Here is a 14,311-nt window from a genome sequence, read left to right on the forward strand (position 1 = left end):
GTGGTGCTGGTCACTGGCGCCGGTTGCGAACGACACTAGGGTTGGTCTTCAATGCGCGTCCAACTCCGATAAGGCATGCACTGATACCCGAACGGCATCGATGTTCACGCTGAACCAGCTCGCCGGATTCGTCGCGGTGGCCGAGGAACTGCACTTCGGCCGCGCCGCGCAGCGCCTCCGGATGACCCAGCCGCCGCTGAGCCGCCAGATCCAGCAACTGGAGAAGGAGCTCAAGGTGCGGCTGTTCGACCGCGCGGGCCGCGCGGTCCGCCTCACCCCGGCCGGGCGGGCGTTCCTGGCCGACGCCCGGCGGCTGTTGCACGAGGCCGAGAACGCGACCCTCTCGGTGCGGCGCACCAACAGCGGCCAGGCGGGCATCGTGCGGATCGGCTTCACCGCCACCTCGGCCTACGGTGTGCTCGGCGGCCTGCTCGGCACGGCCCGCGACCGGCTGCCGCACGTCGACGTCGTGCTGCGGGAACTGGTCACCCGCGACCAGGTGGAGCAGCTGTCCTCGGGAGCCCTGGACCTCGGGCTGGCCCGGCCGACGGCCGCGGGACCGGGACTCCAGTCGCGGCGGATCCGTTCCGAGCCCCTGCTGGCCGCCGTGCCGCAGGAGCACCCGCTGGCCCGCGGCGATGGACCGCTGGAGCTCGCCCGGCTCGACGGCGCGGACGTGGTGACCTACTCGCCGACCGACGCGACCTACTTCTACGACCTGCTCATCAGCGTCTTCCGCGCGGCCGGGGTGCGCCCGCACTACGTCCAGCACGTCAGCCAGGTCCACACGGTCCTCGCCCTGGTGCAGGTCGGGCTGGGGATCGCGCTGGTGCCCTCGACCGCCGCACGCCTGCGGGTGGAGGGCGTGGAGTTCCGGGAGGTCGACCTGCCCGACCCGGAACCAGTCGAGCTGCACCTGATGTGGCGGCGGGCCAACGACAACCCGGCTTTGCACGCCCTGCTCGCCCTGCTCTGACCGCGCTCCCACGCGTGGCGGCGGACCGGTGAGGTTGACTGTCGGGCATGACCGAACTGCCTAGCGAGGAAGCACCGGTCGTCGTGGACGACGCCCGCCACGACGACGCCGACCAGCTCACCGCCCTGGTGCGCTCCAGCGCCGCCTACGCGGGCGAGTACCAGGCGATGGTCGCCGGTGACACGATCACGACCGGCTACCTCGAGGCCAACCTGGTGCGGGTGGCCAGGGGCGGCGACGGCGCGGTGCGCGGCTTCTACGCGATGCTCACGCCCGGTCGCGGAGAGCCCGGTGAGGGCGAGCTCGACTACCTCTTCGTCGGCGACGGCCAGCAGGGGCGCGGCCTGGGCAGGCTGCTGTTCGACGACATGCGCGCGCAGGCGGCCCGGCGCGGGCTCCGCGCGGTCCACATCGTCTCGCACCCGCCGGCGGAGGAGTTCTACCGTGCCCGTGGCGCCCGCCGCGTGGGCGAGGTGCCGCCGCGCGGCAGCATCACGTGGTCCCGCCCGCACCTTCTGCTCACCCTGGTGTAGCGACCGCTGGGAATCTTCACAGGGACGTGTGAACGCGTTTCTGTGGGAGATTTCCGGGATGGTCGATCCGCGCTACATCAGGATGTTCCACGAGGTCGTGGCGACCGGTTCCTACTCCGGCGCGGCCCGCAGTCTCGGCTACAGCCAGCCCGCGGTGAGCAGGCAGATGCGGGCGCTGGAGCGCGGTGTCGGCACGCCGCTGTTCGTCCGCGTCGGCCGCGCGATGCGGCTGACCGAGGCGGGCGAGGTCCTGGCGCGCCACGCCGAGTCCGTGATGGCCGACCTGGCGGCGGCGCAGAACCAGATCTCGGCCATCGCCGACCTGCGTGCCGGGACGATCCGGATCTGCGCGTTCCCCAGCGCCAGCGCGACGATCGTGCCCGCCGCGACCGCGTCGGCCACCCGCGCGCACCCCGGGCTGCGGATCCGGCTGGTCGAGGACGAGCCGCCGGGTTCGCTGGAGACCCTGCGGCGCGGCGAGTGCGACATCGCGCTGGCCTTCACCTACCCGGGTTTCGACGAACGGCCCTGCGACGACGTCATCGGCATCGAGGTGCTGGAGGACCCGGTGGTCGCGGTGCTGCCCACTGGGCACCGGCTGTCGCGGCGCCGGTCGCTGGACCTGGCCGAGCTGCGCGGGGAGCGCTGGATCGCGGGATGCCCGCGCTGCCGCGACCACTTCGTGCGGGCGTGCGCGGCGGCGGGTTTCGAACCCGACATCGCCTTCACCACCGACGACAACCTGGCGGTGCAGAGCCTGGTCGCGGCGGGGACCGGGATCGCGCTGATGCCGCGGCTCGTGCTGTCGTTCCTGAAGCACCCGCGGATCGTCGGGCGGCGGGTGCGGCGCGTGCACCACCGCAGCATCTCGGCCTACATGCTGCGCGACCACCGCCGCATCCCGGCGACGGCGCTCATGCTGGACACCTTCCGCCGTGTGGGCGAGCAGATGCGCCGCGAGCCGTGACCGGGGCGTGAGCCATAACCGGGGCGTTGGGGGTGGCCAACATTCCGGTGGTCGACCCCCGTGACGGTGCTGGGCACGGTAGTGGCCATGAGCCCGCAGCAGACCCACCTGGTGCAAGCCATCCGCGACGTCGTCCGGCGCGAGGAGTCCGCGGAGCGGACGGCGGAACTGGTCGCCGAGGCACTGCGGCCGTTCCTGGCGGTGCCGGACCTCCTGCGCGAGGACCAGCGCACCGGCGATCCCGGCAGCTACACGCAGCACGTCCTGCACGTCGAACCCGACGGCTCGTTCTCCGTCGTCGCGCTGGTCTGGCTGCCCGGCCAGCGCACCCCTGTGCACGACCACGTCGCCTGGTGCGTCACCGGCGTCTACGAGGGCGTCGAGCACGAGCAGCGCTTCGCCGTGCACGAGGGCAGCTCGCTGGTGCCGACCCAGCAGGTGACCAACCCCGCGGGCGACGTCTGCGGCTTCGCCCCGCCCGGCGACATCCACCTGGTGCGCAATGCCTGCGCCACCAAGGCCATCTCCCTGCACGTCTACGGCGCCGACATCGGCACCCTCGGCACCAGCGTCCGCCGCACCTACGACCTGCCCGTCCGGGCGGCGGTGGCCGGGGCCTGACACCTCGGGGGCCTAACCCCTCAGTGTCCGAATGCCGCCCGCACCCAGGCGTAGCGCCCGGCCGCGAGCACGAGGAGCAGGAGCGGTACCAGCAGCCAGGGCCATCGAAGCTGGCGGACCATCACCAGTACGACCTGCGGCACCGCGATGATCAACGACGCCCAGATGGCCGCCCATGAAGCCATGCGATCGACGTCGATCGCATCGTGGTCCCAGGGGCCATCAGGTGGCAACGCGTAGGCGAAGTACAGGAAAGGAAGCGGTATAAGATTCGTGACTATCGAAGTTGCCACCCCGGTCCAGGAACCTGAAGAGACAGCTCTGTCTTGATCGGTGTTGCTCATCGCCAACTACTCCAATGTGATGACGGGTGTGATCAACCCATTGCTTCCCGTGCCTGCGGGAGTCGCGCCGTGAAAGCCCGACCGTACCCCTGTGCGTCTTCGCTCCTCCAGTACGGTCCGCCGTTGTAACGTGCTGCGAGCTCCTGCATTTGTTCCTGGCTCATCTGATCGGCGGGGACGTCTGCGAATTCGGTCTGTGCTTTCAGGTCTGCTATGTGCTGGGCTGCGATGAACACATTTTGTTTCGGATCCTGCAGTGACTCGACGACAGCCATTCTTTCGGTATCGCTCATTGTATCCGGGTTGAACCCGAGGGTTTCCGCCGCCCGGCGGACCTGGATTGAGATCGGACCCATGGAGGTCGAATTGGAGCGCCCGTCGTCGTTGGGGTCCAGTTGCGGGTTGTCCTTCTCTTCTGCGTTTCGGTACCCGAAAGCTTCCCGGTCGATCCAGTACGGATCTCCGGCGACCTCCTGCCAGGCCATACCCGCAACCACGTCAACTGGCAGCCCCGCGCGTTCGGCTGCGGCCTTGATCACTTCCCTGTTGTCCTGTATCCACTCGTTTCTGTAGCTGTCGGACGTGCTTCCGATGGGCGAGATGGTCACATTGCCGCCCGGAAGTGCTGCTGCTTCCTGTCGGATGGATTCGAGTGCGCCCATTGCATCGCCTGGTTGGCTTTCCATCTTTTCTCCGGACCCTGGAAGTCTGGCATTCGGGTCGTCTGACGCCTCGTTGCGCTCTCTGGCGATTCCATCGACGCCCCTGATTATTTCGGCTGCTGCCGCGGAGTCGGCGCGCATGTCGGGCATCTCCTCGAGCGCCGAACGTAGACCTGCTGTGCAGGAGCGTCGGGCGTTTTCTTCTGCGTTCTTGGCGTCGTCGAACTTCTTTCTGGTTTCGGTGTAGTACCGTTCGGCGTCTGCTCGGATCGATTCTGCGTCAACGAACAGTTCAGCCAGCCAGTCCATGAGTCCGGTTGTTTCTCGGAGATCCTCCCGCTTTCGAAGGGGTTCTGCGGCCTTCGCTTCCTCTGTGTAGGCGCTTGCGACGGAGCTGACCAGTTCGTCCAGTTTCTCCTCGGTGGTTTTCCCCTCCTTGACGAGTTCTGCGGCCCTCTTCAGCTCGGACCAGTACTCGTTGAGCGCATTTGCTGCTTCGTTGAAGCCGATTGCGAGAGATTCACCCAATCGTTTTGCTTCATCGAGCCTGGCATCGTACTGGTCTCGGCCGGCCCCCTGCCACTTGGTTTCCTCCTTGACTCTGGAGTAGGTGGGTTGAACGGAGTCGAGCAGGTCGGCAATTCTTCCGAATTCATGAGCATTTGCCTCGATGAGCTCAGGTTGGCCGTCTTCGATAAACTGGATGTCCTTGTGGTAGGTCATTTCGGTTCACCTGTCGTTCGGGGGCAGGAAGGAGTTTTGGAGGAAATTGGCCAAGTCGTCCGAAATCGACGAATCGATACTGACGTGTTCCTCGCCAACTGCCTGCAGGCGAGTGGCAAGCGCGCCGAGAAGGGCAGTAAGATCCCGGTATTGATCGTCGGCGAACCGGCCGAATTCTATTACCATGTCGCCGACTTCGCGATGTGCCCGCGGAGCCCTTGCCTCGGTTCCCGCGTCGGGGTCGAGGCGGCCTGCATCCAGCAGTCCTGCAATTTCTACCAGCACATGACTGTTTCCGTTGATCGACTCAGGATCCACGCTGAATCCGGTCATAAGTCAATGTCCTTCCTCTTCGGGGTGGTGGGATTTACGCGCGATCCACGTGAAGCAGCACTTGCTCGGCGGCGAACGGGCGGCGAAACAGGTCCTCGTGGAAGCTCCGTTGGAACCAGGCCAATCCAGCCGCTGGCATGGGGGCCTAACCCCCCACCCGGACGACGGCGGCGATGCGGCGGTCGAGGGCGTGGGTGATGTCGGCGGGGCTCAGCGGTGTTAGCCCGAGCTCGTTGCGGCCGCCGGGTCCGTGCCGCAGGCGGTAGCGGCCGTCGGGCTGGAAGGCGTCGAACCAGTTCAGCGGTTGCGAGCGGTGCTTTCGGCCGCTCCGGGCGCGCAGGTTGGCGGTGAACTGGCCGTCGCGGAAGTGCGGCGCGTCGATCATCTCCGCCAACGTCGGCTCCGAGCCGAGACCGCCGTCGCCTGGCCCGCCGCCCACCCCGCCCGCGCCCTCGGCCTCCTCCTCCCACGGCCCGAAAGCGCTCGCCGGGACGGACACGAACTCCCGCAGCCCGGGTGGCACCGGCGGGATGCCCATTGTCGCGGCAGCCGAGATCGAGGTGCGCGGATGCACGGAGATGTCGACCTCCTCCGCATCGGCCCCGCCGCTCACCATCAGGACCGATCCGCTTCCCGCGGCGACCGACAGCAGCCTGGCGGGTGGGCGGCCCGCCACGGCCATCCACGCGCCGTCGATCCACAGGCACGGCCTGGCGATCTGCGTGAGTGCCTGCGCCAGGGCGGGCGCCAGCGCCTCCCCCGAGAGCAGACCGGCGGCCCGCATCCCGGTCAGCGCGCGCTGCCGGAGCACCACCCGCTCCTGCGGCGTCCACTCGCCGGTCCGGCCGCCGATCGGGACCGGGCAGTCGCCGAATCCGCCGATCTCCCAGCACAGTTCGAACCACAGCGGTGGCAGGCGCCATCGCTCGGACACACTTCCCCCCAGGTGTGAACGAAAACCCCCTGTCGGCGCGACGGCGAACCGATGTCCACAGTGGCCGTTCCGGCCGCCGCGACCAGCGGTGATCGACCCCCTGTTGATCACCGCCCGGCGAGGTTACAAGCGTGCCCGCGCCGCGCGGGAGCGCTTTTGTGAATCCTTCACGCAAATCACCCGGAAGGCCCACAGGCAGGGTTCCGGGGTCCCGCCGAGCGAGACCCGGTCCCACGACTACGCCGCGAGCTTGGCGAGGATGCCCGCCACCTCCCGCGGGTGCACGAGGAAACCGACGTGGCTGCCCTCGACCGAGTGCACGTCGAACGGGTTGGCGGGGGTCAGCGCGTCGGCTTCGGCGATGAAGCGGTCCTGGAGCGCGACGGGGAGCGACCGGTCCCGCGTGAGCCTGATGTAGCTGCGCGGGACCCGGCCCCAGGTCGCGGCGTCGGCCTGGACGCCGGTGCCGCCCGCGTCGAGTGATTCATCGGGTTCCATGGTGTTGAGGAACGCCAGGAACTCCTCGTCGGTGCCCTCGGCGAGCATCGCCGTCTTCAGCGTCGCCAGGAGCCCCGCGTCCGCGGTGCGCCAGTTCATCCGGATGGCGCCGAGCGCGGCGATGTCGCCGACCATCACGCCCGCGGCTTCGCCGAGCACGCTGTCGGCGTTCTCCGGCGACGCCACGTACCCCGCCACCGTGCTGTCCACGCAGCACCAGGCCGAGACGTAGACCAGCCGGTCGAGGAGCTCCGGGACGGCGTTGCCGACACCGGTGAGCGTCAGTCCGCCGCGGCTGTGCCCGACCAGCGTCACCGGCCCGTGCGCCGCCGCCCGGCGCACGACCTCGACGACGTGCTCGACGCACTCGGCCACCGTCCGGCCTGCCTGTCCCGACGCCGCGCTCGCCAGCGCGGCCGGATCCTGCGGTGCCTGGTAGGACGGGTGCCAGCCCGCCGCGAAGCCGTGGCCGGGCAGGTCGACGGCGAGGCTGCGATGTCCGAGCAGCGCCAGCTCCCGCTGCATCGGGGCCCAGCTGAACGAGTTGCAGTTGGAACCGTGCACAAGCACGAAGGTGTGACTCACCGGGACATCATCCACCGCCGGACCGGCCCGCGAGCCGGGTTTTTCACGCGTTGAGCGACCTGATCGCCTCGCGCACGTGACCGTCGGAGACCGCGAGCGCCGCCGAGGCCCGCTCGACGTCGACGTCGGTCAGCAGGTGCACCAGCGCCGTCTTGAGGTCGCCGTCGGCGGCGGTCAGCGCCGCCTCGCAGTCGGCTTCCGGGGCGTTGGTTGCCTCCCGCAGGATGGTGATCGTGCGCCCGCGCAGCTTCGCGTTCGTGGCGAGCATGCTCACCATCAGGTTGGAGTAGGTGCGGCCGAGCCGGATCATCACCGACGTCGAGAACGACGTGAGCACCAGCTTCTGCGCGGTTCCCGCCTTCATCCTGGTCGAGCCGGTGATCGGCTCCGGGCCGGTGTCGACGGCGATCACCACCTCGGCCGGGGAGTTCGCGGCGGACTCGGGGTTGGCCGAGACCAGGCCGGTGCCCGCGCCCATCCGCCGCGCCGCGTCGAGCGCGCCCATGACGAACGGGGTGCGGCCCGAGGCCGCCAGGCCGAGCACGAAGTCGGCGCCGGTGGCCTCGGCCTCGATCGTCGCGGCGCCCGCGTCGGCGTTGTCCTCGGCGTTCTCGACGGCCCGCTGGAAAGCGCCCGTGCCGCCCGCCTGGTGCGCGACGAACCAGTTCGGCGGCACGTTGAACGTGGGGATGAGCTCGGCTGCGTCGAGGACCGCCAGCCGCCCGGAGGTGCCCGCGCCGACGTAGTGCACGCGCCCGCCGCCGCGCAGCGCGCTGACGGCCATGTCGACCGCGCGCGCCAGCTCCGGCAGCGCCCGGCCCACGGCCGCCGGGACCGTGCGGTCCTCGGAGTTCAGCAGGTGCAGGATGTCGAGCGTGGGCAGCAGGTCGATGTCCTTGGTCCTGGGGTTGGACCGCTCGGTCGGGGATTCGACTCGCACCGCGTGCTCGGTGTCCCTCATCGACCATCCTCCTTCTGCCGGCGACGGTCAGGGCGGGCGCCGAGGCGATGTGCGCCGACCGCTTCGTAGGTGGCTTCCAGCGCTGCCCTGGTCTGGTCGAGGTGGCGCTGGGCGACCCCGATGAACAGGCAGTCGATCACGGTGAGCTGTCCGATCCGGCTGGCCATCGCGCCGGAGCGGTAGGTCGTCTCCCGCACGGCGGTGGTCAGCACGTGGTCGGCCACCTCGGTGATGGGCGAGCGGGCGAAGTTGGTCAGCGCGGCGGTGGTGGCCCCGCGCTTGCCCGCTTCCTGCAGCGCCTCGACGGTCTCGGTGGTCGCACCGGTGTGCGAGATCCCGATCGCTACGTCGCCCTCGCGCAGCACGGCCGCCGAGGTGAGCGCGTTGTGGGTGTCCGACCACGCGAAGCAGGTCAGCCCGATGCGGTGCAGCTTCTGCTGGAGGTCGAGCGCGACGAACGCGCTGGCGCCCACGCCGTAGACGTCGATGCGCCGCGCCCGGGCGACGGCGTCGACGAGGCTGCGCAGCGTCTCGGCGTCGAGCTGGTCGGCGGTCTCCTCGACGGCCTTGGCGTCGGCGTAGGACACCTTCTCGATGATCTTGCGGACGTCGTCCTCCGGCCCGATGTCGCTGCCGAGGTCGCGGTCCCGGCTGGAGGTGCGGGCGGTGTCGGCGGCCAGCGCGATGCGCAGGTCGGGGTAGCCGCCCACCCCGATCGCCTTGCAGAAGCGGGTGACCGTGGTCTCGCTCGTGCCCGCGGCCTCGGCCACCTCGGTGATGCTGCGGCGGGCGACCGACGCCGGGTCGGCCAGCACGATGTTGGCCACTCGCTGCTCGGCGCGGGCCAGGCCCGGGAGCAGCGAGCGGATCCGGATCAGCGGGCTGGCTTCGCCGGATTCGGGAAGGGTGTCGTCGGTGACCATGTGGGAAACTTACTAACCGGTATATGTGCAGGTCAATGCGCTTCCATCGGGCGATGGTAACGGCTGCGTCTCAACCCTCGTCAAAGACGGAGCGCAGCCATACCAGGGTTGCACACTTCTGCGGCTACGCTCGAAATGATGAGTCCGACGGGGGAGGCGAGCACCGAGCGCGAGCCCGCACCGGTGCCGCCGGAGTTGTTCTGCGCCGCGGGCTGGTCCCCGAAGCAGGTGCTGGAGCACGAGGAGTTCCTGCTCCAGCAGCACGAAGCGGGTGCGCTGCGCCTGCACGACCGCGGTGAGCTTGGCGACGCCGGGCCGCCGCTGCGGCGCTGGCGGATGAGCTGGTCGCGCAACGGTGCGACGGTCCACGCCGTGCTCGCCACCATCGACATCCCCGGCCACGACGACGCGGCGAAGGTCTGGTTCGGCGCGCACTGCGAACTCGGCTGGGGATGGGACGCGCCGTCGCCGTTGATCCGCCCCGGACTCGGGCAGCAGGTGCTCGTCGACCCCGCGAACGCGCTGGCCGCCACCGGATCTTCGCTGTTCAGCGGGGACGACGCGCTGCAGCAGCCGCTGGCGGTCATCCGCGACCGCGTCACCCGGATGCCGGTGCTGTTCCGCCACGGCCGCGCGGCAGACGCGCATCGGGCGCGCACCTTCCGCGGCGCGACGCTCGGCGCGGTCGGAATGGTCGGCCTGGACGACGACGCCGCCGGCAGGCTCGCGGCCGAACTGCCCGCGGAACGCCGGATTCCCGAACGCGGCGCCCGTCTGGTCCTCCCGAGCTGGTGGGAGCCGCACCAGCCGGACATCTGCGTGTCCGCAGGCGAGCTCGACGGCGACGCGGCGTGGCGGGAGCTTGCCGACGCGGCGTTGCGCGCGGCCCGCTGGCGCCCGGAGGGGCCGATGCCCGTGGACGACGAGTGGTGGCGCGCGTTGTTCGACGGCGCGTGGAACGACGAACGGGTGGCCGACCCCTCCGGCAGCGGCGGCGCGCGTTGGTACGCGGGCCGGGATGGGGGCGACAAGGCGCAGCTGCGCCAGCGCATCCAGGGCGTCGGCGACAGCGTCGCGGAGCTGCGCAGCGCGCGGACTCGCCGCGAAAGCGATCTCGCCGAACTGGAGAGCGGCATCGAACGCCATCGGGAAGAGCTACGCGCGCTAACGCGGTCGCGCACGACTCTGGCGCGCGGTGTGCTGCGGCTGCGCGCGGAGCGCGAGGCGGCGCGAGCGGAACTCGACCGGACGTCGCTCGGTGCCGCCCTGCGCCGCACGAAGGCCGCGCAGCGCCTCGTACGAGCCCGGTCGGCGGAACTGCACCGGCGCGAGGAAACGCTCGCGGACCTGCGCCGCCCGGCCGATGCCCCGGCCGCGGCTCTTGACGACTACGCGGAAAGCCCTGGTCACGACATCGGGGACGTTGTCCGGGGTGACCTCGACGAGCACACTGCCCGCCCGGTCTCTCCCGCGCGGCCTGCCTCGACCGTGCTGCTCGCACACGGTGTCGAGGACGAGATCGAGCGCCTCGACGACGTGCGCCGCCGTCGGTGCCGCCGGGTGCTGCGCCTGCTCGGCTCCGCCGAGGGCGACGTCGCGCGGCACCTGCGCGATGCGGGTGTGTCCCCGCTGCTGCTGGGCAGCACGGCCGACCCCAGCGCCGCGCTGACCTTCCGGACCGCCGACGGCGACTGGCGGCCCTTCGCCCACCACGTCCTGCTCGACCACAGTGGACACCACGTGCTGCACTACCGCGTGGACGGCGACGTCGTGCACGTCGGATACGTGGGGCCCGCTCTGTGACTCCCGAACCGCTCCCGCCGACGTCCTTCTGCGCCGCGGGCCACGCCTCGCCGTCGCTGCTCGAACACGAGCGGACGCTCGTCGCGCTGCACGAGTCCGGTGCGCTCAGGCTCATCGACGGCGGCCGCGAGGGCTCCGGCCGCCGCTGGCGGATGTCGTGGGGCCACGGCTCGTCGGCCGTGCGGGCGATGCTCGGCGTGCGCGAGAGCGCCACCGACGACGGCGAGGTCACCTTCTGGGTCCACGCCGAAGCCAGGCGACCGTGGTCGATCCGCGACCAGCGCAACCCGGTCGAACGCATGGGCCTGCTCGACCACGGCCTGAAGGACCCGAGCTCGGCCTACTCGCTCACCGAGCAGAACCCGCTGTTCGGCCTGCGGGAGGTCGGGTTCCTCGAACACACCTTCAGCCGCGACATGCGCGACTCGCCCGTGCTGGTCTACCACGGCGAACCGGGCACCCGGCCGAGCCAGGAGATGCGGCGGTTCCGCAACGCGACCAAGGGCATGTGCGGGCTGCTGCCGGTGGACGACGCGGTCCGCGAGCGCGTCAACGACCTGCTGCCCGCCGACCGGCGCATCCCGCACCGCGCTGTCCGCCTCTACGTGCCGCCGTGGTGGGTCGGCCACGAGGAGGACATCACCGTCGAGGTGTCCCGGCTCGACCGCCCAGGCGCGTGGCGGCGCATCGCCGACACCGTGATCCGGGTGAGCTCGTGGCGCGGTGGCGGCAAGATCCGGGCCACCGCGCGGGAGTGGTCGGCGCTGCTGGACGACCCCATGAACGACGTGCGGATCGTGCCCGCCACGCGCGGCGGCAGCGTCCGCTGGCTCCCGGCCCCCGACGACAGCGGCAAGCGCGTCCTGCGCAGGCGCCTCGACGCCGTCACCGAGGAGGCCAGGGCCGCCCGGGACGAGGCCGACAGCGCCGCCGAGTCGGTGGCCCACCGCCGCGGCACCCTGGACGCCCTGACCGCCCAGGCCGCCCTCGCCCGGCGGTCGAGACGGCGGCTGGCCGAACTCGCGCTGCGGCTGCGGCAGGAGCGCGACAGCGCGGAGGCCGCGCTGCGGGCGGGTTCGGTCGCGGCGGGGTGGCGCGAAGCGCGCGAGGCCGAACTCGAAGCGGAGCTCTACGCCGAGGAGCTGGACCGCGTCGACGACGAAGTCGTCGCGCAGCGGTCCAGGGCGCGGCCCGCCGCCGGAGGCGGGGCGGCGCGCGGCGCCGAGCCGGCGGAGCCGGCAGGCGGCGGTGGAGCGCAGGCGGCGCGGAGCGCGCCGAGCTTCACCGGCTTCGGCGAGCTGCTGGCGGCGGCGGAGCGGGAGCTCGCCGGGCTGCGGTTCGGGCCGCAGACCGCGGTGGCGGTCGAGCTGGACGGCCACCTGCGGTCGGCGCTGTGGCGGCGCCGTACCTGGGACGTGCTCGAACTGCTCTCCGCCTACGCCCTGCGCCGCCGCGCGGGCGACGGAGGCGAAGCCTGGCTGCGCGGGTTCTCCTACTACGTGCGGGAGTTCGGCGGCTCGCGCGGAATCAGCCCGAGCCTGGTGGCCTCGGGCGAGAGCGAGATGGTGGCCAACACGCCGCGCTTCCGCAACGCCCGCACCTTCGCGGTGCCGCCGGAGGTGCACCGCTCGGGCTGGGAGTTCTTCGGCGCCCACGTCAAGATCGACCGGGGCGGTGGGGTCGCCCCGCGGCTGCACTACTTCGACGACACCCGCGGCCCGACCGGCGACATCCACATCGGCTACCTCGGCCCCCACCTCCCCAGCCCCGAGAGCAACTAGCCCGAGCAGGTTGTCCGCACGCTGTGGCCTGGTCAGCGTGGCCCGAGGGCCTCCTGCGCCGGAGCGCGGGAGGCCCCCCGCCGGACGGGTGACCGCTACGCGGTCCCGTGCGGGTTGTCGATGACGTAGCGCCACCGGCCGTCCGCGCCCCTGCGGGCGACGTCGGTTGCGGTGCCCGCCATGTCGACCTCGGTGCCGTCCGCCGCGGTGCCGCGGATCGACCAGTCGACGATGAGCAGCGCGACGTCGCCGGCCACGTAGACGTGCCGGGTCGTGGCCTGGATGGGGAGCCCGAGTCCGAGCAGGTGTGCGCCGGCGGCGGCCCGTTGCGCGCCGGTCACGGGATGGCCAGGCACCGGGACGAGCACGGCCGCGTCTTCGTAGACCTGGTCGAGCGCCTCGCGGTCGCCGCTGTTGAAAGCCGCGACGTAAGCCGCCGCGTGCTGGGCGGGATCGCCGGTGCGTGAAGGGACGGTGCGCGAAGGGACGGTGCGGTCGTCATGATCAGTCGTCATGACTCCGTCAGCTTATCGACCGAAACCGTTGCGGCGCAGACGAATCAGGCATCGGGCGCTGAGAACGCCTCCGCGTAGTGCTGGACGACCTCCTGCGGCGGGGGCATCTCGACGCGCCGGACCGACCCCGCGGCGAGGAGCGTGGCGAGCTGGCCGAGGCACAGGTCGTATCCGGCGGCCGACTGGGCGGCGTGGGCGGGGTCCTGGTTCTCGATGTCCAGCCGCAGCAGGCATCCGCCCGGCACGTCGGCCAGCCGCCACCGCAGCGTTTCGCCGTGCCAGGTGAACACCAGCGCGCGCGGCGGCTCCGCCACCAGCACCTCGCCGGTCTGGGGTGGGGCGCCCGGGAACGTGAACGTCGCGGTGCCGCCCGGCGTCGCCTCGATGCGCGCGGCGCAGGGGAACCAGGCGGCGAGCTCGGCTTCCTCGGTGAGCGCCCGCCACACCTGCTCCTTCGAGTGGCGGTAGCGGCGTTCGAAGCGCAGCGTCGGGTGACCGGTGCCGTTGCGGTGCAGGCTCACGTCGGTGCGGAAGGGTGCGGGATCCACTGCTCCCCCTTGTTGGTTGCAATTAAGAAGAGCAAGCTTGCTTTTAACAAGCATGCCAGGGAGGCAGCGATGGCGGTAGAGGAACCCACGACCCTGCTCGACGCCCGCTACAGCGCCGAGGGGGCGACGCCGACGAGTTGGGCGCGGGCACGGGAGATCCTGGAGGACGCGGAGCTGTACTGGTTGTCGACGGTGCGGCCCGACGGCCGTCCGCACGTCACGCCGCTGCTGGCGGTGTGGCTGGAGGCCGCGCTGCACTTCTGCACCGGTCCGGAGGAGCGCAAGGCGCGCAACCTGGAGCGCAACGCCCACTGCGTGCTCACGACGGGGCGCAACTCCCTGTGGGAGGGGCTCGACGTGGTGGTCGAAGGCGACGCGGTGCGGGTCGTCGACGACGCCCGGCTGTGCCGTCTCGCCGACGCGTACGAGTCGAAGTACGGCGCCGAATGGCACTTCGACGTGCGCGACGGCGCTTTTCAGCACACGGCCGGCGGCGAGGCGCTGGTGTTCGAGGTGGCGCCGGCGACGGCGTTCGGGTTCCGCAAGGGCGAGTACAGCCAGACCCGCTGGACCTTCTGACAGGTCACCGCCGCCCCGGACCCGC

At 71.1% G+C, this 14,311-nt stretch carries 16 protein-coding genes; 7 read left to right on the forward strand and 9 right to left on the reverse strand.

The window, feature by feature from the left end; genetic code table 11:
- Positions 1-100 precede the first annotated feature (100 nt).
- The 4 genes from HUO13_RS01810 to HUO13_RS01825 all read left to right on the forward strand — a co-directional run bounded on the left by HUO13_RS01810 (position 101) and on the right by HUO13_RS01825 (position 3,097).
- The gene (locus HUO13_RS01810; RefSeq protein ID WP_211899774.1) at positions 101-976 is read left to right on the forward strand and encodes a LysR substrate-binding domain-containing protein; all 876 of its coding nucleotides are present in this window, start codon (positions 101-103) and stop codon (positions 974-976) included.
- Positions 977-1,023: 47 nt separating this feature from the next.
- Positions 1,024-1,509, forward strand: coding sequence for a GNAT family N-acetyltransferase (locus HUO13_RS01815; protein ID WP_211899775.1), 486 nt, complete (start codon positions 1,024-1,026; stop codon positions 1,507-1,509).
- Positions 1,510-1,567: 58 nt separating this feature from the next.
- Entirely contained in the window at positions 1,568-2,476 is a 909-nt protein-coding gene (locus tag HUO13_RS01820; protein WP_211899776.1) for a LysR family transcriptional regulator, read from the forward strand.
- A gap of 87 nt (positions 2,477-2,563) precedes the next feature.
- Positions 2,564-3,097 carry a cysteine dioxygenase family protein gene (locus HUO13_RS01825; RefSeq protein ID WP_211899777.1) on the forward strand — a complete coding sequence of 178 codons (534 nt, stop codon included), beginning with the start codon at positions 2,564-2,566 and terminating at the stop codon, positions 3,095-3,097.
- Between the two features lie 20 nt (positions 3,098-3,117).
- Here the strand turns inward: HUO13_RS01825 and HUO13_RS01830 are convergent, their stop codons facing one another.
- The 7 genes from HUO13_RS01830 to HUO13_RS01860 all read right to left on the reverse strand — a co-directional run bounded on the left by HUO13_RS01830 (position 3,118) and on the right by HUO13_RS01860 (position 9,060).
- On the reverse strand, positions 3,118-3,441 hold the full coding sequence (locus HUO13_RS01830; protein ID WP_211899778.1) for a hypothetical protein: 324 nt from the start codon (positions 3,439-3,441) through the stop codon (positions 3,118-3,120).
- 32 nt (positions 3,442-3,473) lie between these two features.
- Positions 3,474-4,826 (reverse strand): hypothetical protein, encoded by a 1,353-nt coding sequence (locus tag HUO13_RS01835; protein WP_211899779.1) that lies wholly within the window; start codon positions 4,824-4,826, stop codon positions 3,474-3,476.
- A gap of 6 nt (positions 4,827-4,832) precedes the next feature.
- Positions 4,833-5,159 carry a hypothetical protein gene (locus HUO13_RS01840; RefSeq protein WP_211899780.1) on the reverse strand — a complete coding sequence of 109 codons (327 nt, stop codon included), beginning with the start codon at positions 5,157-5,159 and terminating at the stop codon, positions 4,833-4,835.
- A 145-nt stretch (positions 5,160-5,304) separates the two neighbouring features.
- Entirely contained in the window at positions 5,305-6,093 is a 789-nt protein-coding gene (locus HUO13_RS01845) for an ESX secretion-associated protein EspG (protein ID WP_211899781.1), read from the reverse strand.
- Between the two features lie 237 nt (positions 6,094-6,330).
- Positions 6,331-7,176: an alpha/beta fold hydrolase gene (locus HUO13_RS01850; RefSeq protein ID WP_211899782.1), complete on the reverse strand. Its 846-nt coding sequence runs from the start codon at positions 7,174-7,176 to the stop codon at positions 6,331-6,333.
- Positions 7,177-7,219: 43 nt separating this feature from the next.
- On the reverse strand, positions 7,220-8,137 hold the full coding sequence (gene murQ, locus HUO13_RS01855) for an N-acetylmuramic acid 6-phosphate etherase (RefSeq protein ID WP_211899783.1): 918 nt from the start codon (positions 8,135-8,137) through the stop codon (positions 7,220-7,222).
- Positions 8,134-9,060, reverse strand: a complete 927-nt coding sequence (locus HUO13_RS01860) for a MurR/RpiR family transcriptional regulator (RefSeq protein ID WP_211899784.1) — start codon at positions 9,058-9,060, stop codon at positions 8,134-8,136. Before HUO13_RS01860 ends, murQ begins: the two co-directional genes overlap by 4 nt.
- Positions 9,061-9,198: 138 nt before the next feature.
- Between HUO13_RS01860 and HUO13_RS01865 the strand changes: the two genes are divergently transcribed.
- Complete coding sequence (locus HUO13_RS01865) at positions 9,199-10,863, forward strand: hypothetical protein (protein WP_211899785.1); 1,665 nt, start codon at positions 9,199-9,201, stop codon at positions 10,861-10,863.
- The gene (locus HUO13_RS01870) at positions 10,860-12,644 is read left to right on the forward strand and encodes a hypothetical protein (RefSeq protein ID WP_211899786.1); all 1,785 of its coding nucleotides are present in this window, start codon (positions 10,860-10,862) and stop codon (positions 12,642-12,644) included. The genes HUO13_RS01865 and HUO13_RS01870 overlap by 4 nt, the downstream gene beginning before the upstream one ends.
- A gap of 95 nt (positions 12,645-12,739) precedes the next feature.
- On the opposite strand, the gene HUO13_RS01875 is transcribed toward HUO13_RS01870, so the two are convergent.
- Together HUO13_RS01875 and HUO13_RS01880 are read right to left on the reverse strand one after the other, a co-directional pair.
- A complete protein-coding gene (locus HUO13_RS01875; RefSeq protein ID WP_211899787.1) occupies positions 12,740-13,159 on the reverse strand; it encodes a YybH family protein in 420 nt (139 codons plus the stop codon).
- A gap of 44 nt (positions 13,160-13,203) precedes the next feature.
- Positions 13,204-13,707, reverse strand: coding sequence for an SRPBCC family protein (locus tag HUO13_RS01880; protein WP_211899788.1), 504 nt, complete (start codon positions 13,705-13,707; stop codon positions 13,204-13,206).
- Positions 13,708-13,776: 69 nt separating this feature from the next.
- Here HUO13_RS01880 and HUO13_RS01885 point away from each other — a divergent pair, with 69 nt between their 5' ends.
- Positions 13,777-14,286 carry a pyridoxamine 5'-phosphate oxidase family protein gene (locus tag HUO13_RS01885; protein ID WP_211899789.1) on the forward strand — a complete coding sequence of 170 codons (510 nt, stop codon included), beginning with the start codon at positions 13,777-13,779 and terminating at the stop codon, positions 14,284-14,286.
- Positions 14,287-14,311 lie beyond the last annotated feature (25 nt).

This window comes from Saccharopolyspora erythraea (assembly GCF_018141105.1).
Taxonomy (GTDB): Bacteria; Actinomycetota; Actinomycetes; order Mycobacteriales; family Pseudonocardiaceae; genus Saccharopolyspora_D; species Saccharopolyspora_D erythraea_A.